The sequence below is a fragment of the Herbidospora cretacea genome, from assembly GCF_001570605.1.
Lineage (GTDB): Bacteria > Actinomycetota > Actinomycetes > Streptosporangiales > Streptosporangiaceae > Herbidospora > Herbidospora cretacea.
The window spans coordinates 70,511-91,242 of record NZ_BBXG01000004.1; the positions used below are offsets into that span (position 1 = coordinate 70,511).

A 20,732-nucleotide genomic window follows, 5' to 3' on the forward strand; every position below is an offset into this window, starting at 1 on the left:
CCAAGTTGTGATCACTTTTTCCGCGACCACCACGCAACTTTTGGGGCGTAGTTTCCGTCTATGACGTAGGCGCGCTTCATGCCGGAAGCGCGCAGAACGGGGAGAGGAAGCACCCTCTTATGATCAAGCGCATCGCCACCGCTCTGGTGGCGGCCGCCGCGATGAGCGCCTCGGCGCTCGTCGGGGCGACTCCCGCCTTAGCGAATCCGGGTCACGGGCACGGTCACCACGACGGCCCCGACCCGAAGATCACGGCACTCGTGGTCAACCCCACCTCGGTCGTCCTCAAGGGCAAGTACGACTCCGAAGTCGTGACGGTGACGGTCAAGGGCGTGGACATCAAGCACGCCCGGATCGTGATCGATCACAAGGGCAGCTGGGGTCGTGACGATTGGGACGGTCACGGCTGGGACGACAAGTCGGCGGACAGCACCACCGCCGACACGTCGGAGGAGAAGAAGAAGCCCGAGTGGAAGCCCCAGTGGTTCTCCGCCTCGGAGAGCGTGAAGATCGACACGAAGGACCCCAAGGGGTTCTACTCCGTGAAGGTGTACGCGCGTGGCTTCGACGGCAAGCTCTACACCGACTCCTCGGGTTTCACGGTCAAGCACGACACCTGGCGTCCGAAGCCCCCGAAGGGCCCCAAGGCGACCCGGATCGTCGACTTCAACGCGGGCCCTGAGCCGGTGAAGAAGGGCCGTCACCTGACCCTGACCGGCAAGCTTCAGGTCGCCCAGTGCTACGGCGACTGGTACTACGAGTACGACCGCGCTTACGTCGAGCTCGACGGCTACCCCAAGGCCGATTGGGGTGGCGGCGACTGCTACGACAACCGCGACTACTGGCACGGCTGGTACAAGCTGGGCTGGCAGGACATCGACGTCTACTTCCTCCCCGCGGGTTCGCACAAGTGGAAGTACGTGAAGACGATCGAGACCAACCCCAGCGGATCCTTCTACACCAAGGTCAAGGCCTGGGGTAGCGGCACCTGGGGTGTCCGGTACGACGGCAGCCACGGTTTCGGCTCCGCCGAGGCGAGCGACTACGTGAAGGTCGTCAAGTAGTTTTCTCTACGAGCCCGGGCCTCCCCTCCACGGAGGCCCGGGCTTCCCCGTGTCAGAAGTGGTTGAAAGTTTCCTTACCTCGCGCAGGTCAGCGGCCGGCGTACCTGGTGATCGTTGTCAGGATTTTTCGTGCCTTCGTATGGTTCCGAAATGTCCAGACACGTTAGGCACGTCATCGCCGTGGCGATCCTGCTCCTCGGAGTCATGATCGCCCTACCGGCCCGGGCCGCCGTGGTCGGCGGCTTCGACTTCGACAGGGCCCAGGTGTCGGTCACCGGGCTCCAGGTCCCGTGGGGATTCGCCTTCCTCCCCGACGGGAGCGCCCTGGTCACCGAGCGGAACACCGGCCGCGTCATGCAGGTGAGACCAGGTCAGACCCCGGTCGCCGTGGCCACCGTCAATGGGGTGTCGGCCTCGGGCGAGAGCGGCCTGCTCGGCATCGCCGTCTCCCCGACGTACGCGCAGGACCAGTGGATCTACGTCTACTTCACCACGGCCAGCGACAACCGGCTGGCCCGCTTCCGCCTCAGCGCGCCGCAGACCCAGAACGTGCTGCTGTCGGGCATCCCGCGCGCCACCGTCCACGACGGCGGCCGCATCGCCTTCGGCCCCGACGGCATGCTCTACCTGGCCACCGGCGACGCCGGCACCACGTCGAACGCCCAGAACGCGAGCTCGCCCGCCGGGAAGATCCTCCGGATGAACCCCGACGGGAGCATCCCCGCGAGCAACCCGACCGCCGGTTCGCGGGTCTACAGCCTGGGCCACCGCAACGTCCAGGGCCTGGCCTGGGACGGTCAGGGCCGCCTGTACGCCACCGAGTTCGGCCAGAACACCACCGACGAGATCAACCAGATCGTGCCCGGCGGCAACTACGGCTGGCCGACCTGCGAGGGCGTCTGCGGCAACCCGGCGTTCCGCAACCCGATCGTCACCTGGACGACCGCCGAGGCCTCCCCGAGCGGCCTCGCGTACGCCAACAACACCCTGTTCGCCGCCGCCCTGCGCGGCACCCGCCTGTGGGCCGTCTCGCTGAACGGCTCCGGCGGCTCGGCCGGCGCCTCCGCCCAGCTCCAGGGCCAGTACGGCCGCCTGCGGGCGGTCGCCGTCGGCCCGGACGGCTGGCTGTGGATCGGCACCAGCAACCGCGACGGCCGGGGCACCCCGGTCGCGGCGGACGACCGCATCATCCGCGTCCCCCCGGCGGGCGTGAACCCGTCGCCGTCGCCTTCCCCCAGCCCGTCGCCCAGCCCGTCGCCCTCGCCCAGCCCCTCGCCCTCCCCGTCACCGTCGCCTTCGCCCAGCCCGCAGCCCGGCGGTCCGTGCTCGGCGAGCGGGACGGTCCAGACGCAGTGGGGCAACGGCTACGTCGTGCAGCCCGTGACGGTCACCAACACCGGAACCTCGGCCCTGAGCGGCTGGCGGGTGACCTTCACCCTCCCGGCCGGGCACACCCTGTCGGGCTCGTGGAACGCCGCCGTCACCGTCTCGGGCCAGACCGTGACCGCCCGCAACCAGGCCTACAACGGCAACCTCGCCCCGAACGCGAGCACCACGTTCGGCTTCCAGGTCACCCGCCCCAACGGCGACACGGCCACGGCGAACGGCTACACCTGCGCCTCCGCGTGAGGCTCAGCCCCTGAGGAACGCCGCGACGATCGGCCCGGTCACCTCCGGGTCGATCGTGTGGGTCTGGCCGTCGAGGGCGATCACCCGTGCGCCGTCGACGGCCGTGCCCAGCGCGCCCACCATGCCGCGCAGCCGGTCGGGGCTGGCCGCGCCGTCGAGGACCAGCGTGGGCGGCGGGCGCAGGGCGGCCAGCTCGTCGGGCAGCTCGCGGTCGCTCACGAGCAGCGCGTCGTAGACCGCCGAAGGGGCCAGGGCCTCCAGCGCCAGCCAGAAGGGGGCGCGCCTGGCCTGCTCCACCATCGGGGGCGGCATGCCGATGATCTTCAGCTGGAAGTATTCGACCGCCTCCGAGCGCCGCCCCTGGGAGATCAGCTCGGTCAGGTGGCCGGCGTGGTCGGCGGGGGAGGGGTTCTCGTTCTGGTAGGGCGGCTCGTAGAGGGCCAGCCGGGTGATGGCGGCCCCCGCGATCAGCGCCTTCAGGGCCAGCAGGCCGCCCGAGGAGTAGCCGAACACGGCCGCCTCGCCGCCCGCGACCTCGATCATGGCCTTCAGGTCGTCGACCTCGTCGTCGATCCGGTAGGGGAGGGCGACCTCGCCGCTGCCGCCGCGCCCGCGCCGGTCGTAGACGAAGACCGTGAAGTCGCGGGCCAGCGCCTCGGCCAGCGGCAGCCCGGTGGCGCGCTCGTTGAAGACCCCCACCACGACGATCACCGGCGGCCCCTCGCCGATCTTGTCGTAGGCGATGGTGGTGCCGTCTCGCGAGGTCGTAATCTCCATGACAACCGTTCTATCAGCCGGTACCGTCGTCACTCAGTCGAGCAAAACGAGGAGAGGCCATGGCCACCCGTCCGGTGTGACCGGGGTGGTTGAACGCTGTCCCGGTCGAGACGAGAAACAGGTTTTTTCGTACTTCTGACTGGAGCATTTCCCAATGCCGTGGTACACGGATTTCTTCACCGAGCTTCCCAACACCTTCTGGCGCGCCGCCGTCCCGATCGAGTCGACGACCGCCGAGATCGACTTCCTGATGAAACTGCCGGGCGACCACGTCCTCGACGTGGCCTGCGGCAGCGGGCGGCACGCCCTCGAACTGGCCGCGCGGGGCCGCCGGGTGACCGGCGTCGACGTGTCGGCCGAGGCCGTCGCCCATGCCACCGACGCCGCGCGCGAGCGGGGCCTGAGCGCCGAGTTCCTCGTCGGCGACATGCGGGCGCTGCCCGTGACGACCGCCGACACGGCGATCTGCATGGGCAACGCCTTCGGCTACCTCGACCACGACCAGACGCGCGCCTTCCTGGCCGGGCTGGACGTCGGGACGCTGGTCCTCGACTACGGCTTCGCCGCCGAGTCGTTCCTCCCGGGCGTCGCCCTGGAGGAGGAGCCGCTCACCATCGGCGGCGTCACCGCCGAGCAGATCAACGAGTACGACGTGGCCCGGAGCCGCTGGATCACCCACTTCACCTTCACCCGGGGCGAAGAGGTGCACCGGGGGACCTCGGTCCAGCACGTCTACACCGCCGCCGAGGTCGGCCGCATGGTCACCGAGGCGGGTTTCGGCACCATTGAGATGTACGCCGATCCTGACGGCGCCCCCTACGAGCTCAGGTCAGCCCGCCTGATCCTGGTGGCCCGCCGCTAGGCGAGAAGGGCGACGGCCGCGCGGAAGGCCCACGGGAGCCGCCGCGCGGCCGGCGCGATGAGGTCCCCGGTGACCCGGTTGCCCCGGACGGCCACCAGCGCCTCCGTGAGCAGCCGGTGACGCCACGACAGACGTCTCCACGACCGGGCGTACATTTCCGGATTTTCCTGTCTTAGAGCTGAAATGAGCGCCTCGGCCGACCGGACGGCCAGCGAGATCCCCTCACCGGTGAGCGCGTCCACGTATCCGGCGGCGTCGCCGACGAGCAGCACCCGCCCGGCCACCTGGGCGGCCGCCGTCTGCCGCAGCGGCCCCGCCCCCCTGACCGGCGAGCACGGCGGGCCGAGCCGGTCGCGTAACGCCGGGAAGGCGGCCAGATGCTCGTCGAACGGCACTCGCCGCGAGCTCAGCACCGCCACCCCGACCAGCTCGGGCCCGACGGGCGTCACGTAGGCCTCCGCGCCCGGCGACCAGTGCACCTCGACATGGGAACTCCACGGGGCGACCGCGAAATGGCGGCGCAGACCATGGCGGCGTACCCGACGGGACGTGGTCGTCAGCCCCAGGGACGCGCGGACGGGGGAGTGCAGCCCGTCGGCCGCGACCAGCCAGCGGGCCCGGCCGAACCCGTCGGCCTCGACGGCGTCGGGCCGCTGCCGGAACCGGCCGACCCGCCCGGCGACCACCCGGACGCCCAGCTCGGCCGCCCGTTTGGCGAGCGTCTCGTGCAGGATCGTGCGGCGGACGCCGAGCCCGGACAGGCCGCGCGGGAAGGGGGCGGTCACCGACCCGGCGGCGTCGAGGTAGGCGATGCCGCGTAAGGGCCACCCTTCGGGCCGCACGCCGAGCGATCGCAGCGCCTCGGCGCCGGTGGGCATCAACCCCTCGCCGCAGGCCTTGTCGACCGGGGTCGCCCGGGGTTCGACGACGACGGCCTCCATCCCGGCCAGCGCGGCGTGGCAGGCGGTGGCGAGCCCGGCCGGCCCGCCACCGGCGATCAGGACGTCGATCACGCGGTGCCCAGCCGGGCCAGCGCGGCCTCCTCACTCCGGATCCGGACCACCATCAGCCCGGCGTTCAGCACCGTGAACACCAGCGCGGTGACCCACGCCGAATGGACGAGGGGAAGGGCGGCGCCCTCGACGGCGACCGCGACGTAGTTGGGGTGGCGCAGGAAACGGTAGGGGCCGCCGGTCACCGCCGTCAGCCCGGGGACGACCACGACCTGCGTGTTCCACTGGTGGCCCAGGGTCCTGATGCACCACCACCGCAGCCCCTGGGAGGCGATCACGAGCGCCAGCATCGGCCAGCCCAGCGCGGGCAGGAAGGGGCGGCCGGCGGCGTACACCTCGATCAGGCAGCCGGCCAGCAGCCCGGTGTGCAGGACGACCATGAACGGATAGTGACCCTGACCGGTGACGACCCCACCCCGGGCCAGGCTCCACCGCAGGTTCCGCTTCGCCACGACGAGCTCGGCGAGGCGCTCGGCCCCGACGAGGGCGACCAGAACGGCGTACCAGCCCATTCACCACTCCAGCAGGACGAGTTCCGAGCAGAAGCCGGGGCCCATCGCGATCATCAGGCCCGGGGTCCCCTTCGGCGGGTCGAGTGCCATCGTGTCACCCAGCACCCGCAGCACCGACGACGACGAGAGGTTCCCCACCTCGGCCAGCGACCGCCACGTCACGTCGAGGGCGTCCGGCGGCAGATCCAGGGTCTCGATGACCGCCTCCAGCACGCGGGGGCCGCCGGGGTGGCAGACCCAGGCGGTGATGTCCTTCCTGGTCAGGCCGTGGTCGGCCAGGAAGCCGTCGACGTCGCCGGGGAGATAGGTCCGGACCACGCCGGGGACGCCGGCGTCGAGGACCACCCGGAAGCCGCCGTTGGTGATGTCCCAGCCCATGACCTGCTCGGAGTCGGGATAGAGGTGCGAGCGGGAGTCGACCACGCGCGGGCCGGGGCCCCCCGACGTGGTGGCCACCACGGCGGTCACGCCGTCGCCGAACAGGCCGCCCGCCACCAGGTTGGCGATCGAGTGGTCGTCGCGCTGGACGGTCAGCGAGCAGAACTCCACCGACAGCAGCACCGCGACCTGGTCGGGCCCGCCGGACAGGTAGTCGTGGGTGCGGGCGATCCCGGCCGCGCCGCCGACGCACCCGAGGCCGAACATCGGCATCCGCTTCAGGTCGGGCCGCATGCCCAGCCGGGACGCGATGCGCGCCTCGATCGAGGGGGCCGCGATGCCGGTCACCGACATGAACAGGAACATGTCGACGTCGCGCGGGGTCAGCCCGGCCGCGTCCAGGGCCTCGGCCACCGCCTGGGAACCCAGCTCGACCGCCGCCCCCACGAACACGTCGTTCGCCGCGCCGAAACCGTCGAGTTTGGCGTAGTCGTCGAGGGGAAGCACGAGATGCCGGAAGTCGACCTTGGCGTGCCGGTGGAGCCGGTCGAGCACCCGGCGCTCGGCAGCGTCGAGGAAGCCCATCCGGGCGATCGCCTCGGTGATCTCGGCCTGCGCGTAGCGGTTCGGCGGCAGGACGCCCTGAACAGCGGCGATACGTGACATCGCACTCCCATATAGGCAGAAAACATCCCGTTCCGATCTCTGCCCACCCCTCACGGGTTCATGTGCGTGCCGATGGGAACCCCAACCTCTGTGCTTCTGGGCTTAGTACGGGCGTGTCATCCGGGGCCGACGCTGGCCGTCACCGCGCTGGTGACCGCGCTGGCCGCCGGGTCGGGGCGGGACCTCGCGGGGTGCCTGCTCGTGGCGGCCGCGGTGCTGGCCGGGCAGTTGTCGGTCGGCTGGAGCAACGACGCCGTGGACGCGGGGCGGGACCGGGCCCTGGGCCGTACCGACAAACCAGCCGTTTCCGGGCTAGTGCCGGTCAGGGCGCTGTGGGTGGCCGCCGGGGTGGCGCTGGTGGCGTGCGTGCCGTTGTCGCTGGCGAGCGGGGTGGCGGCCGGTGGGTTCCATCTGCTCGGGGTGGCGGCGGCGTGGGCGTACAACCTCGGGGTGAAGGCCACGGTCTTCTCGTGGGTGCCCTATGTGATCGGCTTCGGGCAGTTCCCGGTGTTCGTCTCCCTCGGGCTGCCCGGCCAGCCGTGGCCCGCGTGGTGGTCGGTGCTCGCCGGCGCGCTGCTCGGCGTCGGGGCCCATCTGGCCAACGTGCTGCCCGACATCGACGGCGACCGGAAGACGGGGGTGCACGGCCTGCCCCAGCGTCTCGGCCCCCGCCGGACCCGGGTGCTCACCGCCGTCTTCCTGGTCGCCGCCGTCGCCGTGCTCTGGTGGCCCGCCGTCGTCGTGGCGCTCGCGCTGGCACTGGCACCCCGCTACGCGCGCGGCGACGGCGCCCCTTTCCTGAGCGCCGTCGCCGTCGCCGCGCTGGCCGTCGCGCTCCTGCTCGTGCGCGGAACCGGCTAGCCCTTGTAGTTGAACACCTGGCGGAGCGTGTGCTGCACGGTCACCAGATCCGTCTGGTCGGCCATCACCCGGTCGATCGGCTTGTAGGCCTCCGGGTGCTCGTCGACCAGCGACGACGCCCGGTCGGCGTTCCAGGTCCGGCCCTCCATCGCCTTCTTCAGCGACGAGGCCGTCAGGGTCCGCTTCGCCTGGCCGCGCGACATCCGCCGGCCCGCGCCGTGGGAGCACGAGTGGTAGGAGTCGGCGTTGCCCTTCCCGCGCACGATGTAGGACCGCGTCCCCATCGAGCCCGGGATGACGCCCTCGTCGCCGGTGTCGGCCTTGATGGCGCCCTTGCGGGTGATCCACAGCGACTTGCCGTGGTGCGTCTCCTGCTGGGTGAAGTTGTGGTGGCAGTTGATCGTCCGGACCCGGCGGCCCTTCCCGACCACCGAGAACAGCGCGTTCGACAGCACCGCGTCCATCCGCGCCCGCGAGGCCATCGCGTAGGCCTGCGACCACAGCATGTCGTCGATGTAGGCGGCGAACTCGGGCGTCCCCTGGGTGAAGTAGGCCAGGTCGGGGTCCTCCAGCCCGATCGCCGCCTGCTTCATCGCCTTCTTCGCGCCGGCGATGTGGCGGGTCGCGAGCTGGTTCCCGATCCCCCGCGAGCCGGAGTGGAGCACCGTCCACACCCGGTCGCGCTCGTCGAGGCAGACCTCCACGAAGTGGTTGCCCGACCCGAGGGTGCCGAACTGCGTCGCCACCGTCTTGTCCTGCTTCGGGGTCAGTTCCGTGTACGGCCGCCCGATCGCCTCCAGCGCCCGGTCGACGGCCCGGTCGTCGTGGCCCTTGCCCACGCCGGCCGGGATCCGCCGCTCCACCAGCGGCATCAGCGCGCCGAGGTCGTCCGGCAGGTCGCGGGCGGTCAGATCGGTCTCGGTCGCGATCATCCCGCAGCCGATGTCGACCCCGACGGCGGCCGGGATGATCGCGCCCTCGGTGGGGATGACGGAGCCGACGGTCGCGCCGATCCCGATGTGCGCGTCGGGCATGAGGGCGACGTGCCCGGACACGAACCGCAGCCGGGCGGTCCGGGCCGCCTGCTCGATCGTGGCGGGGTCGATGTCGCTGGCCCAGGACAGCAGGTTGTGGGCGACTTCCTTCGGCATGATGATCTCCTGTTCGGTGCGACCAGTGTGCCGAACCGGGGTCAATCGTTCCCAATGGTTTTAGACCCGGCGGAATCCCCGTTGATCGCGCCTGGTTGTATGTGTTTTAAGGTGGCATACAGAATGGAGATGGTGACGTGCTGGTCGACTCGTTCGGGCGTGTCGCGACAGACCTCCGGGTGTCGCTGACCGACCGATGCAACCTTCGGTGCAGCTACTGCATGCCGCCGGAAGGTCTCGACTGGCTGCCCAAACCCGACCTGCTGACGGCCGACGAGATCGTCCGCCTGGTCACCGTCGGCGTGCGGGACCTGGGCATCACCGAGGTCCGCTACACCGGCGGGGAGCCGCTGCTGCGGCGCGAGCTGGTCGAGATCGTCTCCCGCACCTCCGCCCTGGGCGCCGAGATCTCCCTGACGACCAACGGCATCGGCCTGGCCCGCCTGGCCGCCCCGCTGGCCGAGGCGGGCCTCCACCGGGTGAACGTGTCCCTCGACACGATCGACCGCGAGACGTTCAAGAAGCTGGCCCACCGCGACCGCCTCCCCGACGTCCTGGCCGGTCTGGAGGCCGCCGACGCGGCCGGTCTGCGCCCCGTGAAGGTCAACGCGGTGCTGATGCGCGATGTGAACGACCACGAGGCCGCCGGCCTGCTGCGCTACTGCCTCGACCGCGGCTACCAGCTCAGGTTCATCGAGCAGATGCCGCTCGACGCCCAGCACGGCTGGAGCCGCGAGAACATGATCACCGCCGACGAGATCCTGGCCACCCTCAGCAAGGAGTTCACGCTCGTCGACGCCGACCCCCGCGAGCGGGGCAGCGCCCCCGCCGAGCTGTTCCTCGTCGAGGGCGGCCCGGCGACGGTCGGCGTGATCGGCTCGGTGACCCGGCCCTTCTGCGGCGCCTGCGACCGCGTGCGGCTGACCGCCGACGGCCAGATCCGCAACTGCCTGTTCGCCACCGAGGAATCCGACCTGCGCGCCGCCCTCCGCTCGGGGGCCACCGACGAGGAACTCGCGGCCCGCTGGCTGGCGTCCGTGGCCCGCAAGAAGCCGGGCCACGGCATCGACAACCCGGAGTTCCTCCAGCCCGCCCGTCCCATGAGCGCCATCGGTGGCTGACCTACCTGGAGGATGTTCCGTGAACGTGCTGGAGGAGTGGACCGCCCTGGTCTGCCGCGAGCTCGGCATCGACCCGGCGACCGTCGACCGCGACCTGGTGCTCGACCTGACCCGCGACGTCGCCCACGGGGTCGCCCGCCCGGCCGCGCCGCTGACGGCCTACCTCCTCGGCCTGGCCCAGGGAGCGGGCACCGCGCCCCCGGACGCGGCGGCCCTGCTGTCGGCCAAAGCGGCCGAATGGACCCGCGACTAGGCCGGTTTCCCCGCGCGACGCCACGCGCTTTGGGAAGATCCCTCAGGTCGTCCTTCCTGACGAGGGGTTCGCCGATCATGGACGCGCTGCTGCCCGACGATCCCGACCGGATCGGGCCCTACCGGCTGGAGGGGCGGCTCGGCGCGGGCGGCATGGGCGAGGTCTTCCTGGCCCGGTCGCCGGGCGGCCGGGTCGTCGTGGTCAAGCGCATCCACGGCCACCACGCGGGCGACCCCGAATACCGCGCCCGCTTCGCCCGGGAGATCGACGCCGCCGGCCGCGTCGGCGGGCACCACACCGCCCAGGTGGTCGCGGCCGACCCCGGCGCCGACCGGCCGTGGATGGTCACCGCCCACATCCCCGGCCCGTCGCTCCACGCGCTGGTCTCCGGCCGGGGTCCCCTCACCGCCGACGCGGTCGCCGCCCTGGGCGCCGGGCTCGCCGAGGGCCTGGCGGCGATCCACGAGCGCGGGCTGGTCCACCGCGACCTCAAGCCCGGCAACGTGATCTGCGCCGACGACGGCCCCCGCATCATCGACTTCGGCATCGCCCGCCCACTGGACGCGAGCACCCTCACCGAGACCGGCGCGCTCGTCGGCACCTGCGCCTACATGTCCCCCGAGCAGCTCAACGGCCACCCGGCGACCCCGGCCGCCGACGTCTTCGCTCTCGGCTGCGTCCTGGCCTTCGCCGCCACCGGCCAGAGCCCCTTCCACGCCCCGTCGCCACCCGCCGTCGTCCACCGCGTCACCGCCGACGCCCCCGACCTGACGAGGGTCCCCACCACCCACGGCCTCCGCGATCTGGTCGCCGCCTGCCTCGCGAAACCCCCCGCCGACCGCCCCACCCCAGCCGACATCCTGACCCGCCTCGCCCCGGCTCACCCTCTCGGGCAGACGGTCGCCGTCCCGCCTGGTGATGGCATCGCCGGTCTGTCCAGCGGTGAGGGCGGTGGTGGGCGTGTGGATGGTTCCGCGGGCCGGGTGATCAGTCGTCGTGTGCTGCTGGCCGGAGGGCTCGGGGTGGGGGCGGTGCTCGCGGGTGTGGGGGTCTTCCGGGCGTTCGAGCTCGGGGACGCCGCGTCGGACACTCCTGCCCCCGAAGCGACGAAGAGGTCGGTCGTGGTGGGTCATGCCGCCACGCTCACCCGCGAGGGCGGGGTGTTCGCGCTGGCGTTCAGCCCTGACGGGACGCTGCTGGCCACCGGCGGCAGCGGCGATCCGTCGGTGGAGCTGTGGAGCGTGGCGGCCGGTGAGCGGGTGGCCGCGCTCAAGGGGCACACGATGGGGGTGAACGCGGTGGCGTTCCACCCCCAGGGATCACTGCTGGTCACGGCTGGCGGCGACAGGGAAGCAATGGTCTGGGATGTGGTCGGCCGCGTCCGTGTGGGCGTCCTGAAAAATCCGGACATGGTGACGTCGGCGGCGTTCAGTCCCGACGGGACCCTGCTGGCTGCGGCCTGCGGCGAGAAGGGGGTGCGCGTGTGGGACATGTCCGGCCGCACCCTCAAGGACACCTTCGACGGCCACGCCGGGGGAGCCGCCTCGGTGGCGTTCAGCCACGACGGCACGCTGCTGGCCAGTGGCGGGTCCAGCCCCTCGGTGCTGCTGTGGGACCTGCCCGCAGGGGCCCGCCCGCTCAGCCTGCTGACCACCGCGTCGGTCCACGGGGTGGCCTTCAACCCCGGCGGCACCCTGCTCGCCACCGTCGGCGGCGAACTGCCGGTGCGCCTGTGGGACGTGGCCGCCCGCAGGGAGGCGGCGGTCCTGCCAGGTCACACCGACTCGGTGTCCGCGGTCGCGTTCAGCCCCGACGGGACCCTGCTCGCCACGGCCGGCGCCGACAGGACGGTGCGCCTGTGGGACGTGGCGGGCCGTTCTCTCGTGGACGTCCTCACCGGCTTCGGCGACCGGGTCGGCACGGTCGCCTTCAACCGCGACGGGACGCTGCTGGCCGCCGGGAGCTTCGACCGCACGGTCCAGCTGTGGAAGATCATGTGAAGCGGGGAAAAATCTTCGTCCAGAACGAGGCGGAGTAAAGGCGCCTGCAAAGGTCTGGGAATAGGGCGACGCCGGGTGGTTACGGGGGCAAACCACCCGGCGTCGCTTCATCGGCGTTCCGACGGGGGCCCGGAACGCCGGCACCAGCGCTCCGACGGGGGACCAGAGCGCTTGGCTAAACTGTACACCTACCACCCTTAGGATGCGTCAAGACTTAGTCACGACCCGATCTCGCGTCGATGCCGTGGTATCTCGTTTTGGTTAGCCCCGCCCATGTCCTGAGGTGGAGGAAGGTCCTTTCCCCGCTCGTTGGCACCGATCACGGCAAGGTACGGCAAAAGCACGGCGCCGGCGATGAAGGCGACCCTCAGCCACACCGGCGCCCCCGGCCACGCCACCGCGAGGATCAGGCAGACGACCCGGATCGACATCTTGATCACGTAGCTGATCTCACGTCTGCGGATGTCGGCCGACAGGGACGGCTGCGCGTCGGTCACCTGATGAACGGTCGGCTGCCGCCGATGAAACAGGTTCACGGTTCAAGACTAATCCCGGGCCCCGGAGGTCCTCCGGGCGGCGGGTTATGATCAACTCCGCGACGACAGGGAGGCACGATGTCTGACCGCACCTACCGGGTGACCGAGATCGTGGGAACGTCGGGGGACTCCGTCGACCAGGCCATTCGCAACGGGATCAGGCGGGCGTCGCAGACGCTGCGCCATCTCGACTGGTTCGAGGTGACGGAGGTCCGCGGCCACATCCAGGACGGCGAGGTCGCCCACTTCCAGGTGGGCATGAAGGTCGGGTTCCGGCTGGAAGACTCCGAATAGCAGAAAGGGGCGGTCCCGTGCAACACGGGACCGCCCCTTGACAGCCTTGTCAGATCAGTTGGCCTGGCTCACGGTCGACATGTTGAAGTCGGGGACCCGCAGCGGCGGCATGATCGTCCGGGTGAAGTAGTCGTTCCACTCGCGCGGCAGGGTCTGCGAGGCCGCGCCGACCTCGGTGATCCGGCCGAGCAGGTCGACCGGCGACTCGTTGAAGCGGAAGTTGTTCACCTCGCCCGTCACCTCGCCGTTCTCGACCAGGTAGACGCCGTCGCGGGTCAGTCCGGTGAGCAGGAGCGTCTGCGGGTCGACCTCGCGGATGTACCACAGGCAGGTCAGCAGCAGCCCGCGCTCGGTGGCCGCGATCATCTCCTCCAGCGACCGGCCGCCCGACGGGCCCTCCATGATCAGGTTGTCGATCGCGGGGGTCTCGGCCAGGCCGGTGACCTCGGCCGAGTGACGGGTCTGGATCAGGTTCTCCAGCCTGCCGTCGGCGATCCACTTCGTCCGGCCCAGGTCGAAGCCGTTGTCGAAGACCGACTGCTCGCGGCTGGAGGTGTGGGCCACGGTGAAGCCGCCGCACTCCACGCCCGCCCGCGCGGGGTCGCTGTAGAGGTCGATCGGCAGCTTGGCCAGCTCCTCGCCGACGCGGGTGCCGCCGCCGGGCTTGGCGAAGACGGTGCGGCCGTCGAAGGCGTCGCGGGCGCCCGCCGACCAGTAGAGGTAGATCATCAGGTCGGCCACCGCGCCGGGGGGCAGCAGGGTCTCGTAGCGGCCCGGGGGCAGGTCGATCTTGCGCTTGGCCCATTCGAGGCGCTGGGCCAGCGTGGCGTCGAGAGCGGCGATGTCGACGTCGGTGAAGTCGCGGGTGGCCGCGCCGACCCACGCCGAGCGGGTCATGTCGGGCGACTTGGCGTTGAGCTCCAGGCGGCCGGTCGGCTGGTCGTGGCGGCGGCGCAGGCCGGTGCTGGTGCCGACGAAGACCGAGTTGACCAGGTGTTCGGCGAAGCCGTAGAGCCGCCCCCCGCCTGATTCGGCCGCCGCGAACGCCTCGCCGAGCGCCGGGGCCAGGTCGCGGAAGACCGCGATCGAGGTCTCCTCGGCCGGGCGGTCCCAGTCGGCCGCCACCTCGCCCGCGACCAGCGGGCGCGCGTCCTCGGACGGCTGCGCGTCGCGCGCCGCCTGGTCGGCCGCGCCCACCACGTCGGCGATCTGCTCGGGCGTGACACCCGAGCGCGAGACCACGCCGGTCCCGGCGCCGACGATCGAGACGACGGTCAGCCGGGAGCCCCGGGCCACGCCGTTGGTCGTCAGGGTGTTCCCGGCGAACCGCAGGTTGGCGGTGGTGTCTTCGTCGACGATGACGACGCGGTCGTCGGCGCCGGGCAGCGCCAGCGCGCGCTCGACTACTTCCTGCGGGGTCACTTGCCGCCCTCCTGGACCGTGTTGAGGATCTTCACGCCGCGGAACCGGGCGGACGGGCAGCCGTGGCTGACCGGGGCCACCTGGCCCGGCTGGCCCTTGCCGCAGTTGAACGCGCCGCCGAGCACATAGGTCTCCGGGCCGCCGACGGCGTCCATCGAGCGCCAGAAGTCGGTGGTGGTGGCCTGGTAGGCGACGTCGCGGAGCTGGCCCGCCAGCCGGCCGTTCTCGATCTTGTAGAAGCGCTGGCCGGTGAACTGGAAGTTGTAGCGCTGCATGTCGATCGACCAGCTCTTGTCGCCCAGGACGTAGATCCCGTCGTCGACGCCCGCGATGAGCTCCTCGGCCGACGGGCCGCCCTCGGCGGGCTGGAGCGAGACGTTGGCCATCCGCTGGATGGGCGGGTGGCCGGGGGAGTCGGCGAACGCGCAGCCGTTCGAGCGGCCCAGGCCCTTGAGCAGGGCCATCCGGCGGTCGAGCTGGTAGCCGACCAGGGTGCCGTCGCGCACGATGTCGAACCGCTGGCCCTCGACGCCCTCGTCGTCCCAGCCGACGCTGGCCAGGCCGTGCTCGGCGGTGCGGTCGCCGGTCACGTTCATGATCGGGGAGCCGTAGGTGAGCTCGCCCAGCTGGTCGAAGGTGGCGAAGGAGGTGCCGGCGTACGCCGCCTCGTAGCCCAGCGCGCGGTCGAGCTCGGTGGCGTGGCCGATCGACTCGTGGATGGTCAGCCACAGGTTGGAGGGGTCGACGACCAGGTCGTAGGCGCCGGCCTTGACCGAGGGGGCGGCCAGCTTCTCGGCGAGGAGGTCGGGCAGCTCGGCCAGCTCGGCCGGGAAGTCCCAGCCGGTGCCGGTCAGGTATTCGTAGCCCCGGCCGACCGGCGGCGCGAGGGTGCGCATGTCGTCGAACGTGGAGCCCTCGGTCTTCATGGCCGTCAGGGCGGGATGGACGCGGACGCGCTGCTGCGTGGTCACCGTGCCGGCCGAGTCGGCGTAGAACTTCTGCTCCTTGACCTGCATCAGCGAGGCCGACACGTGGTCGACCCCCTTGGCCAGCAGGCCGGAGGACCAGTCGCCCAGCAGCGCGACCTTCTCCCGCAGCGGCACGTCGAAGGGGTCGACGTCGTAGGCGGACACCCACACGCCCTCGTGGACGGGCTCGGCCGCCAGCTCGATGGGCTCGCGGTTCAGCGGCGCGCTCACCTCGGCCACCAGGATGGCCTGCGCCGCCACCTCGGCCACCGCCTCGGGGGTGAGGGTGATGCCGCCGGCGAACCCCCAGGTGCCGTTCTTGACCACCCGGACGGCGAAACCGAGGTCGTCGGCGTCGCTGGAGCCTTCGAGGCGCGCGTCGAACAGGCGGAGCGTCTCGGCGCGCACCCGTTCCAGGCGGAAGGCGGCGAACTCGGCGCCCAGTTCGCGGGCCCGCTGGAGGGCGGCGTCGGCCAGCCGCCGCAGCGGCAGGGCGAGGAAGTCGGGATCGATCTGACGCATGGAGGGGATCCTAGTCCGCCGCGTACATGTTGATCTGGAGTAACCCCACCACGGCGCAGCCGCGATCTTGTGCCCGGCGGACAAGGGGCTACCCACTGGTAACTAGTAACGTCGGGTACATGCCTCGTTCTGTACTCGTCACCGGCGGCAACCGCGGCATCGGCCTCGCGATCGCCCGGGAGCTCTCGGCGGCCGGAGACCTCGTCGCCGTCACCCACCGATCCGGCCAGGCCCCCGAGGGGCTCTTCGGCGTCCCGTGCGACGTCACCAGCCAGGAGTCGGTCGACGCCGCCTTCGAGAAGGCCGAGGCCGAACACGGCCCGGTCGAGGTCGTCGTGGCCAACGCCGGCATCACCAAAGACACCCTGCTGGCGATGATGAAGGAAGAGACCTTCACCGACGTCATCGACACCAACCTCACCGGCGCCTACCGGGTCGCCAAGCGCGCCGTCCGCCCGATGCTGCGCCTCAAGCGCGGCCGCATCATCCTCGTCTCGTCCGTCGTCGGTCTCCTCGGCTCCGCCGGGCAGGCCAACTACGCCGCCTCCAAGGCCGGTCTGGTCGGCTTCGGCCGGTCGCTGGCCCGCGAGCTCGGCTCGCGGAGCATCACCGTCAACATCGTGGCCCCCGGTTTCGTCGAGACCGACATGACCGCCGTCCTCACCGAGGAGCAGCAGGCCGCGATCCAGAAGCAGATCCCGCTCGGCCGCCAGGCCAAGGTGGGCGAGGTCGCGCGCGTCGTCCGCTTCCTGGCGAGCGAGGACGCCTCCTACATCACCGGGGCCGTGATCCCCGTCGACGGCGGTCTGGGAATGGGGCACTGACCATGGGAATCCTCGAGGGCAAGCGCATCCTCGTCAGCGGCGTCCTGACCGACGCCTCGATCGCCTTCAACGTGGCCAAGCTGGCCCAGGAGGAGGGCGGCCAGATCGTCCTCACCGGGTTCGGCCGCCTCAGCCTGGTCGAGCGCATCGCCAAGCGGCTGCCCGAGCCGCCGCCGGTGCTGGAGCTCGACGTCAGCAACGTCGAACACCTCGACAGCCTGGCCGAGCGGGTCGGCGAACACCTCGGCGGGCTCGACGGCGTCGTCCACTCCATCGGGTTCGCGCCGCAGACCGCCCTGGGCGGCAACTTCCTCAACACCTCGTGGGAGGACGTCGCCACCGCCTTCCAGATCTCCACCTTCTCCTACAAGTCGCTGGCGATGGCCTGCCTGCCGCTGATGAAGCAGGGCAGCTCGGTCGTCGGCCTCGACTTCGACGCCTCCAAGGCCTGGCCGGTCTACGACTGGATGGGCGTGGCCAAGGCCGGTCTCGAGGCGACCAACCGCTATCTCGCCCGCGACCTGGGCAAACACGGGATCCGCGCCAACCTGGTGGCGGCCGGGCCGCTGCGCACGATGGCCGCCAAGAGCATCCCCGGCTTCAAGGAGTTCGAGGACTCCTGGCCCGCCAAGGCCCCGCTGGGCTGGGACCTGGCCGACACCCTGCCGGCCGCCAAGGCCTGCGTGGCCCTGCTGAGCGACTGGTTCCCGGCCACCACCGGAGAGATCGTCCACGTCGACGGCGGCGTCCACGCCATGGGCGCCTAGGAGTGCCGACCTAGGCGATGCGCTGACGCCTGCGCGAGGCAGGCGGGAGCCCGGAGAGCGGCAGCACCTCCGGGCACATCGCCTCCAGCTCTTCCTTCCTGGCCCGCTTGAGCCACGCGACCCGCGCGGCCAGCACCGCCGACACCAGCAGCAGCGTCGTCAGCCCGGTCGCGACGGGGTCGTAGGCCTGCCTCGGCCGGACCGGCGCCTTGCGGGTGTCGCTCATGAGCTCGGGGATCAGCTGGCCCGGCCACAGCAGCGGCGGGGCGACCTCGCCGACGCGGACCGGCTCGGGCTCGGCGCCCGGCGGGGGCGTCGGCTCGGGCGAGGCGGTGATCGACTCGCCCGTGGTGACGAACTGGGGGCGGGGTTCCGGCCGCCGCTCCCGGTGGTTCCCGCGCCGGCCCGTCGTGGCGGGCTCGGTGGACTCATCGGAGTCGGCGGACCCGGTGGCCTCGGCGGGCTTCACCCGCACCGGCTCGGCGTCGAGCGTGGGCGCCGGGCTGTGGCCGCAGGTGGTCCCGCAGACGCTGCTCGCGTCGCTGTCCGTCCCGCCGGAGTCGGCGCCGGTCGACGAGTCGTTCTTCCCGTTGTTCTTCTGCTCTTTGCCGGGCTTGCCGGAGTCCTTGTTCTGGCCGGGAGCCGTCGACGACTTCGAGTTGTCGCTGCCGGTCACCCCGCCGACGACGTCGTCGACCGTGTCGGTGACGTCACCGAGGCCGCCCTTGGTCACGTCGTCGACGATGTCGGTCGCGCCGTCGACCACCTTGCACAGCGCGTCGGTCACCCCGGGAAGCAGGCCGCCCCGGTCGCAGTCGGCGGCCCGGGCGGCCTCCGCGGCGAGAAGCGGGAAGGTGGCGCCGATGGCCACGGCCAGCAGGCCGGCTCCGAGGTTGGACGCGCGCCGTCCGATCCTCATGTGCCCCTCCCCAGCTCGTTGGCGCGGTCCAGTGTCTCTCCACCGGGTGATGAATTTCGCGCTCTGTCGCCCTTCGGTATCCAGGTGTGATACGCGAGACCATTTCTCGTTCGGTTCTGAACCTTTCAGGGGTCACCTGCTGCGGGCCGGACCGCGACGGCCCGCTCGTTGACTGCGGGCTCGGCCGATCCAGACGATCGGGTCCATGCAGATCACCGCTGTGGTACTCGCCGCCGCTCTGCTCGCGGCCCCGGCGCCGTCGCCGACCCCGTCTCCCACGGGGAGCCCCGTCCCCATGACGTGCCGGACCGGCCCGATCCCCCCGAACCCGCCCGTCAACGCCCCGCCGACCGCGCCGGGCGCGCCGGAGGTCGTCTGGTGGTTCTTCAACGGCGCGTCCCTGCGCTGGGCGCCGTCGACCGACGACCACGGCGTGGCCTGTTACGAGGTCTACCAGGACGACGGCGCGAACGGGATCATCCGGGCCGTCTTCCAGGGGCCCAACGAGGGCTGGGTCAACCTCCCGACCCCCATCGGGACCAGGATCTATCCCCTCTACGTGGTCGCCGTCGACCGCTACGGCGTGCGCAGCGCCCGGTCGCCGGTCACCCAGGTGTCCATCAGCAACGACATCGTGCAGCCGCAGCCGAGCCGCCCGGTCGCGGCCCCGCTGAGCCCCACCAGCGTGCGGCTGTCGTGGACGCTTCCCTCCTACAGCTCACCGGCCACGGCCTGGCAGGTCTTCTCGGGCGGGCAGCTGCTCACGACGGTCCCCGGCACCACCGCGACCCTCACCGGGCTGACGCCGGGCACCGAGTACTCCGTCACGGTCCGCCCCATCTACACGGACCGCAGCTGGGGACCCCAATCACTGCCGGTGGTCTTCACGCCCAGCGCGCCCGCCGTGTCGTGCCAGGTCTCCTACTCGGCCAGGACCTGGGGCGCCGGGATGAGCGCCAACGTCGCGATCAAGAACACGGGCGACGAGCCGATCGAGGACTGGGAGCTCGCGTTCACCTTCCCGTCGAGCGGGCAGCGGGTGGAGCGGGGCTGGTCGGCGGACTGGGCGCAGAGCGGCCAGCGGGTCACCGCCACCGGCGTGAGCTGGAACGAGGACATCGCGCCCGGCCGGACCCTGTGGATCGGTTTCAACGGTGAGCACACCGGCGCGAACCCCGCCCCGGCCGACTTCACCGTCAACGGCTCCGCCTGCGCCTGACCCGCGGGCGGCGTTCACCGGGGGCCCTGGTCGGCGTGTCAGGACGACACGTCGTCCAGGGCCTCGCGGATCTCCCAGGGGAGCACGAGCTTCTCCGCCTCCAGCACGCCCAGCAGCTGGGCGTGGGTGCGGGCCCCCACGATCGCCGAGGCGACGCCGGGCCGGTCGCGGACCCAGGCCAGCGCCACCGCCAGGGGGGAGGCGCCGAGGCCCTCGGCCGCCGTCACGCACGACTCGACGATCCGGCGGGACCGCTCGTCGAGGTAGGGCTGGATGAAGTCGGCGAAATGGGGCGTCGCGGCGCGCGAGTCGGCCGGGATGCCGGTGCGGTACTTGCCGGTCAGCACGCCCCGCCCCAGCGGCGACCAGGCCAGCACCCCCGCGCCGACGTGACCGGCGGCGGGGATCAGCTCGTCTTCGGCCTCCCGTGCCACCAGGGAGTATTCGACCTGCGCGGCCACGATCGGGGACCGGCCGGGCGCCGAGCGCTGGTGCACCCCGGCCGCCGCGAGCTGCCAGCCGGCGTAGTTGCACACCCCGGCGTAGGCGGCCCGCCCGGTCGCGACGGCGATGTCGACGGCCGAGAGGGTCTCCTCCAGCGGCACGTCGGGATCGAAGGCGTGGAGCTGCCACAGGTCGACCTCGTCGACGCCCAGGCGGTCGAGCGAGGCGTCGAGGGCGCGGATCAGGTGACGGCGCGAGCCGTTCGTCCCGCCGGGGGTCAGCACGGCCTTGGTGGCGATCACCAGGTCCTCCCGGGGGACGACCTCCTTGATCAGCCGGCCGATCAGCCGCTCGGCGTCGCCGCCGGCGTAGACGTCGGCGGTGTCGATCAGCGTGCCGCCCTCGTCGGCGAAGGTCATGAGCTGGGCGGAGGCCTCCTCGGCCGACGTGTCGCGGGCCCAGGTCATCGTGCCCAGGCCGACGCGCGACACGGACAGGCCGCTGCGCCCGACATATCGCTGATCCATTGC

General features: G+C 71.6%; 21 protein-coding genes. 11 read left to right on the forward strand and 10 right to left on the reverse strand.

Going from position 1 to position 20,732, the window contains the following annotated elements:
- The first annotated feature begins 119 nt into the window (after window positions 1-119).
- Window positions 120-1,064 (forward strand): hypothetical protein, encoded by a 945-nt coding sequence (locus tag AW270_RS08455; protein WP_061292543.1) that lies wholly within the window; start codon window positions 120-122, stop codon window positions 1,062-1,064.
- Between the two features lie 150 nt (window positions 1,065-1,214).
- Complete coding sequence (locus AW270_RS08460; protein WP_061292545.1) at window positions 1,215-2,693, forward strand: PQQ-dependent sugar dehydrogenase; 1,479 nt, start codon at window positions 1,215-1,217, stop codon at window positions 2,691-2,693.
- 3 nt (window positions 2,694-2,696) lie between these two features.
- Here the strand turns inward: AW270_RS08460 and AW270_RS08465 are convergent, their stop codons facing one another.
- Window positions 2,697-3,470 carry an alpha/beta fold hydrolase gene (locus AW270_RS08465; protein WP_061292547.1) on the reverse strand — a complete coding sequence of 258 codons (774 nt, stop codon included), beginning with the start codon at window positions 3,468-3,470 and terminating at the stop codon, window positions 2,697-2,699.
- Between the two features lie 154 nt (window positions 3,471-3,624).
- Here AW270_RS08465 and AW270_RS08470 point away from each other — a divergent pair, with 154 nt between their 5' ends.
- On the forward strand, window positions 3,625-4,332 hold the full coding sequence (locus AW270_RS08470) for a class I SAM-dependent methyltransferase (RefSeq protein ID WP_061292550.1): 708 nt from the start codon (window positions 3,625-3,627) through the stop codon (window positions 4,330-4,332).
- Here AW270_RS08470 and AW270_RS08475 read toward each other — a convergent pair.
- From AW270_RS08475 to AW270_RS08485, 3 genes are read right to left on the reverse strand one after another with little or no spacing between them, the layout of a single operon-like run.
- Window positions 4,329-5,345, reverse strand: coding sequence for an NAD(P)/FAD-dependent oxidoreductase (locus tag AW270_RS08475; protein WP_061292553.1), 1,017 nt, complete (start codon window positions 5,343-5,345; stop codon window positions 4,329-4,331). The two genes, AW270_RS08470 and AW270_RS08475, sit on opposite strands and share 4 nt — an antisense overlap.
- Window positions 5,342-5,857 (reverse strand): isoprenylcysteine carboxyl methyltransferase family protein, encoded by a 516-nt coding sequence (locus AW270_RS08480; protein ID WP_061292556.1) that lies wholly within the window; start codon window positions 5,855-5,857, stop codon window positions 5,342-5,344. Before AW270_RS08480 ends, AW270_RS08475 begins: the two co-directional genes overlap by 4 nt.
- The gene (locus AW270_RS08485) at window positions 5,858-6,901 is read right to left on the reverse strand and encodes a type III polyketide synthase (RefSeq protein WP_061292558.1); all 1,044 of its coding nucleotides are present in this window, start codon (window positions 6,899-6,901) and stop codon (window positions 5,858-5,860) included. It abuts the gene before it with no gap.
- Between the two features lie 90 nt (window positions 6,902-6,991).
- Here AW270_RS08485 and AW270_RS08490 point away from each other — a divergent pair, with 90 nt between their 5' ends.
- Window positions 6,992-7,762, forward strand: a complete 771-nt coding sequence (locus AW270_RS08490; RefSeq protein WP_245674627.1) for a UbiA family prenyltransferase — start codon at window positions 6,992-6,994, stop codon at window positions 7,760-7,762.
- On the opposite strand, the gene AW270_RS08495 is transcribed toward AW270_RS08490, so the two are convergent.
- On the reverse strand, window positions 7,759-8,913 hold the full coding sequence (locus AW270_RS08495) for an RtcB family protein (RefSeq protein WP_061292564.1): 1,155 nt from the start codon (window positions 8,911-8,913) through the stop codon (window positions 7,759-7,761). The genes AW270_RS08490 and AW270_RS08495 overlap by 4 nt on opposite strands.
- Before the next feature lie 137 nt (window positions 8,914-9,050).
- Here AW270_RS08495 and moaA point away from each other — a divergent pair, with 137 nt between their 5' ends.
- From moaA to AW270_RS08510, 3 genes are all read left to right on the forward strand, one after another.
- Complete coding sequence (gene moaA, locus AW270_RS08500) at window positions 9,051-10,034, forward strand: GTP 3',8-cyclase MoaA (RefSeq protein ID WP_061292566.1); 984 nt, start codon at window positions 9,051-9,053, stop codon at window positions 10,032-10,034.
- A 19-nt stretch (window positions 10,035-10,053) separates the two neighbouring features.
- On the forward strand, window positions 10,054-10,287 hold the full coding sequence (locus tag AW270_RS08505; protein ID WP_061292569.1) for a DUF6457 domain-containing protein: 234 nt from the start codon (window positions 10,054-10,056) through the stop codon (window positions 10,285-10,287).
- Between the two features lie 77 nt (window positions 10,288-10,364).
- The gene (locus AW270_RS08510; protein ID WP_061292571.1) at window positions 10,365-12,287 is read left to right on the forward strand and encodes a WD40 repeat domain-containing serine/threonine protein kinase; all 1,923 of its coding nucleotides are present in this window, start codon (window positions 10,365-10,367) and stop codon (window positions 12,285-12,287) included.
- Window positions 12,288-12,505: 218 nt separating this feature from the next.
- On the opposite strand, the gene AW270_RS08515 is transcribed toward AW270_RS08510, so the two are convergent.
- The gene (locus tag AW270_RS08515; protein WP_061292573.1) at window positions 12,506-12,823 is read right to left on the reverse strand and encodes a DUF3099 domain-containing protein; all 318 of its coding nucleotides are present in this window, start codon (window positions 12,821-12,823) and stop codon (window positions 12,506-12,508) included.
- A 78-nt stretch (window positions 12,824-12,901) separates the two neighbouring features.
- Between AW270_RS08515 and AW270_RS08520 the strand changes: the two genes are divergently transcribed.
- A complete protein-coding gene (locus AW270_RS08520) occupies window positions 12,902-13,117 on the forward strand; it encodes a dodecin (protein ID WP_061292575.1) in 216 nt (71 codons plus the stop codon).
- A 54-nt stretch (window positions 13,118-13,171) separates the two neighbouring features.
- On the opposite strand, the gene AW270_RS08525 is transcribed toward AW270_RS08520, so the two are convergent.
- Together AW270_RS08525 and AW270_RS08530 are read right to left on the reverse strand one after the other, a co-directional pair.
- Window positions 13,172-14,539 (reverse strand): metallopeptidase TldD-related protein, encoded by a 1,368-nt coding sequence (locus AW270_RS08525; protein ID WP_061292577.1) that lies wholly within the window; start codon window positions 14,537-14,539, stop codon window positions 13,172-13,174.
- Window positions 14,536-16,029, reverse strand: a complete 1,494-nt coding sequence (locus tag AW270_RS08530; RefSeq protein ID WP_061292579.1) for a TldD/PmbA family protein — start codon at window positions 16,027-16,029, stop codon at window positions 14,536-14,538. Before AW270_RS08530 ends, AW270_RS08525 begins: the two co-directional genes overlap by 4 nt.
- A gap of 119 nt (window positions 16,030-16,148) precedes the next feature.
- On the opposite strand from AW270_RS08530, the gene fabG reads away from it, so the two are divergent.
- Together fabG and fabI are read left to right on the forward strand one after the other, a co-directional pair.
- Window positions 16,149-16,853, forward strand: a complete 705-nt coding sequence (fabG, locus tag AW270_RS08535; RefSeq protein WP_061292581.1) for a beta-ketoacyl-ACP reductase — start codon at window positions 16,149-16,151, stop codon at window positions 16,851-16,853.
- 2 nt (window positions 16,854-16,855) lie between these two features.
- Window positions 16,856-17,620 (forward strand): enoyl-ACP reductase FabI, encoded by a 765-nt coding sequence (gene fabI, locus AW270_RS08540; RefSeq protein WP_061292583.1) that lies wholly within the window; start codon window positions 16,856-16,858, stop codon window positions 17,618-17,620.
- A 10-nt stretch (window positions 17,621-17,630) separates the two neighbouring features.
- On the opposite strand, the gene AW270_RS08545 is transcribed toward fabI, so the two are convergent.
- The gene (locus tag AW270_RS08545; protein ID WP_061292585.1) at window positions 17,631-18,539 is read right to left on the reverse strand and encodes a hypothetical protein; all 909 of its coding nucleotides are present in this window, start codon (window positions 18,537-18,539) and stop codon (window positions 17,631-17,633) included.
- A 205-nt stretch (window positions 18,540-18,744) separates the two neighbouring features.
- Between AW270_RS08545 and AW270_RS08550 the strand changes: the two genes are divergently transcribed.
- The gene (locus tag AW270_RS08550) at window positions 18,745-19,758 is read left to right on the forward strand and encodes a cellulose binding domain-containing protein (protein WP_157521774.1); all 1,014 of its coding nucleotides are present in this window, start codon (window positions 18,745-18,747) and stop codon (window positions 19,756-19,758) included.
- 38 nt (window positions 19,759-19,796) lie between these two features.
- On the opposite strand, the gene AW270_RS08555 is transcribed toward AW270_RS08550, so the two are convergent.
- Window positions 19,797-20,729: an aldo/keto reductase gene (locus tag AW270_RS08555; protein ID WP_061292589.1), complete on the reverse strand. Its 933-nt coding sequence runs from the start codon at window positions 20,727-20,729 to the stop codon at window positions 19,797-19,799.
- Window positions 20,730-20,732 lie beyond the last annotated feature (3 nt).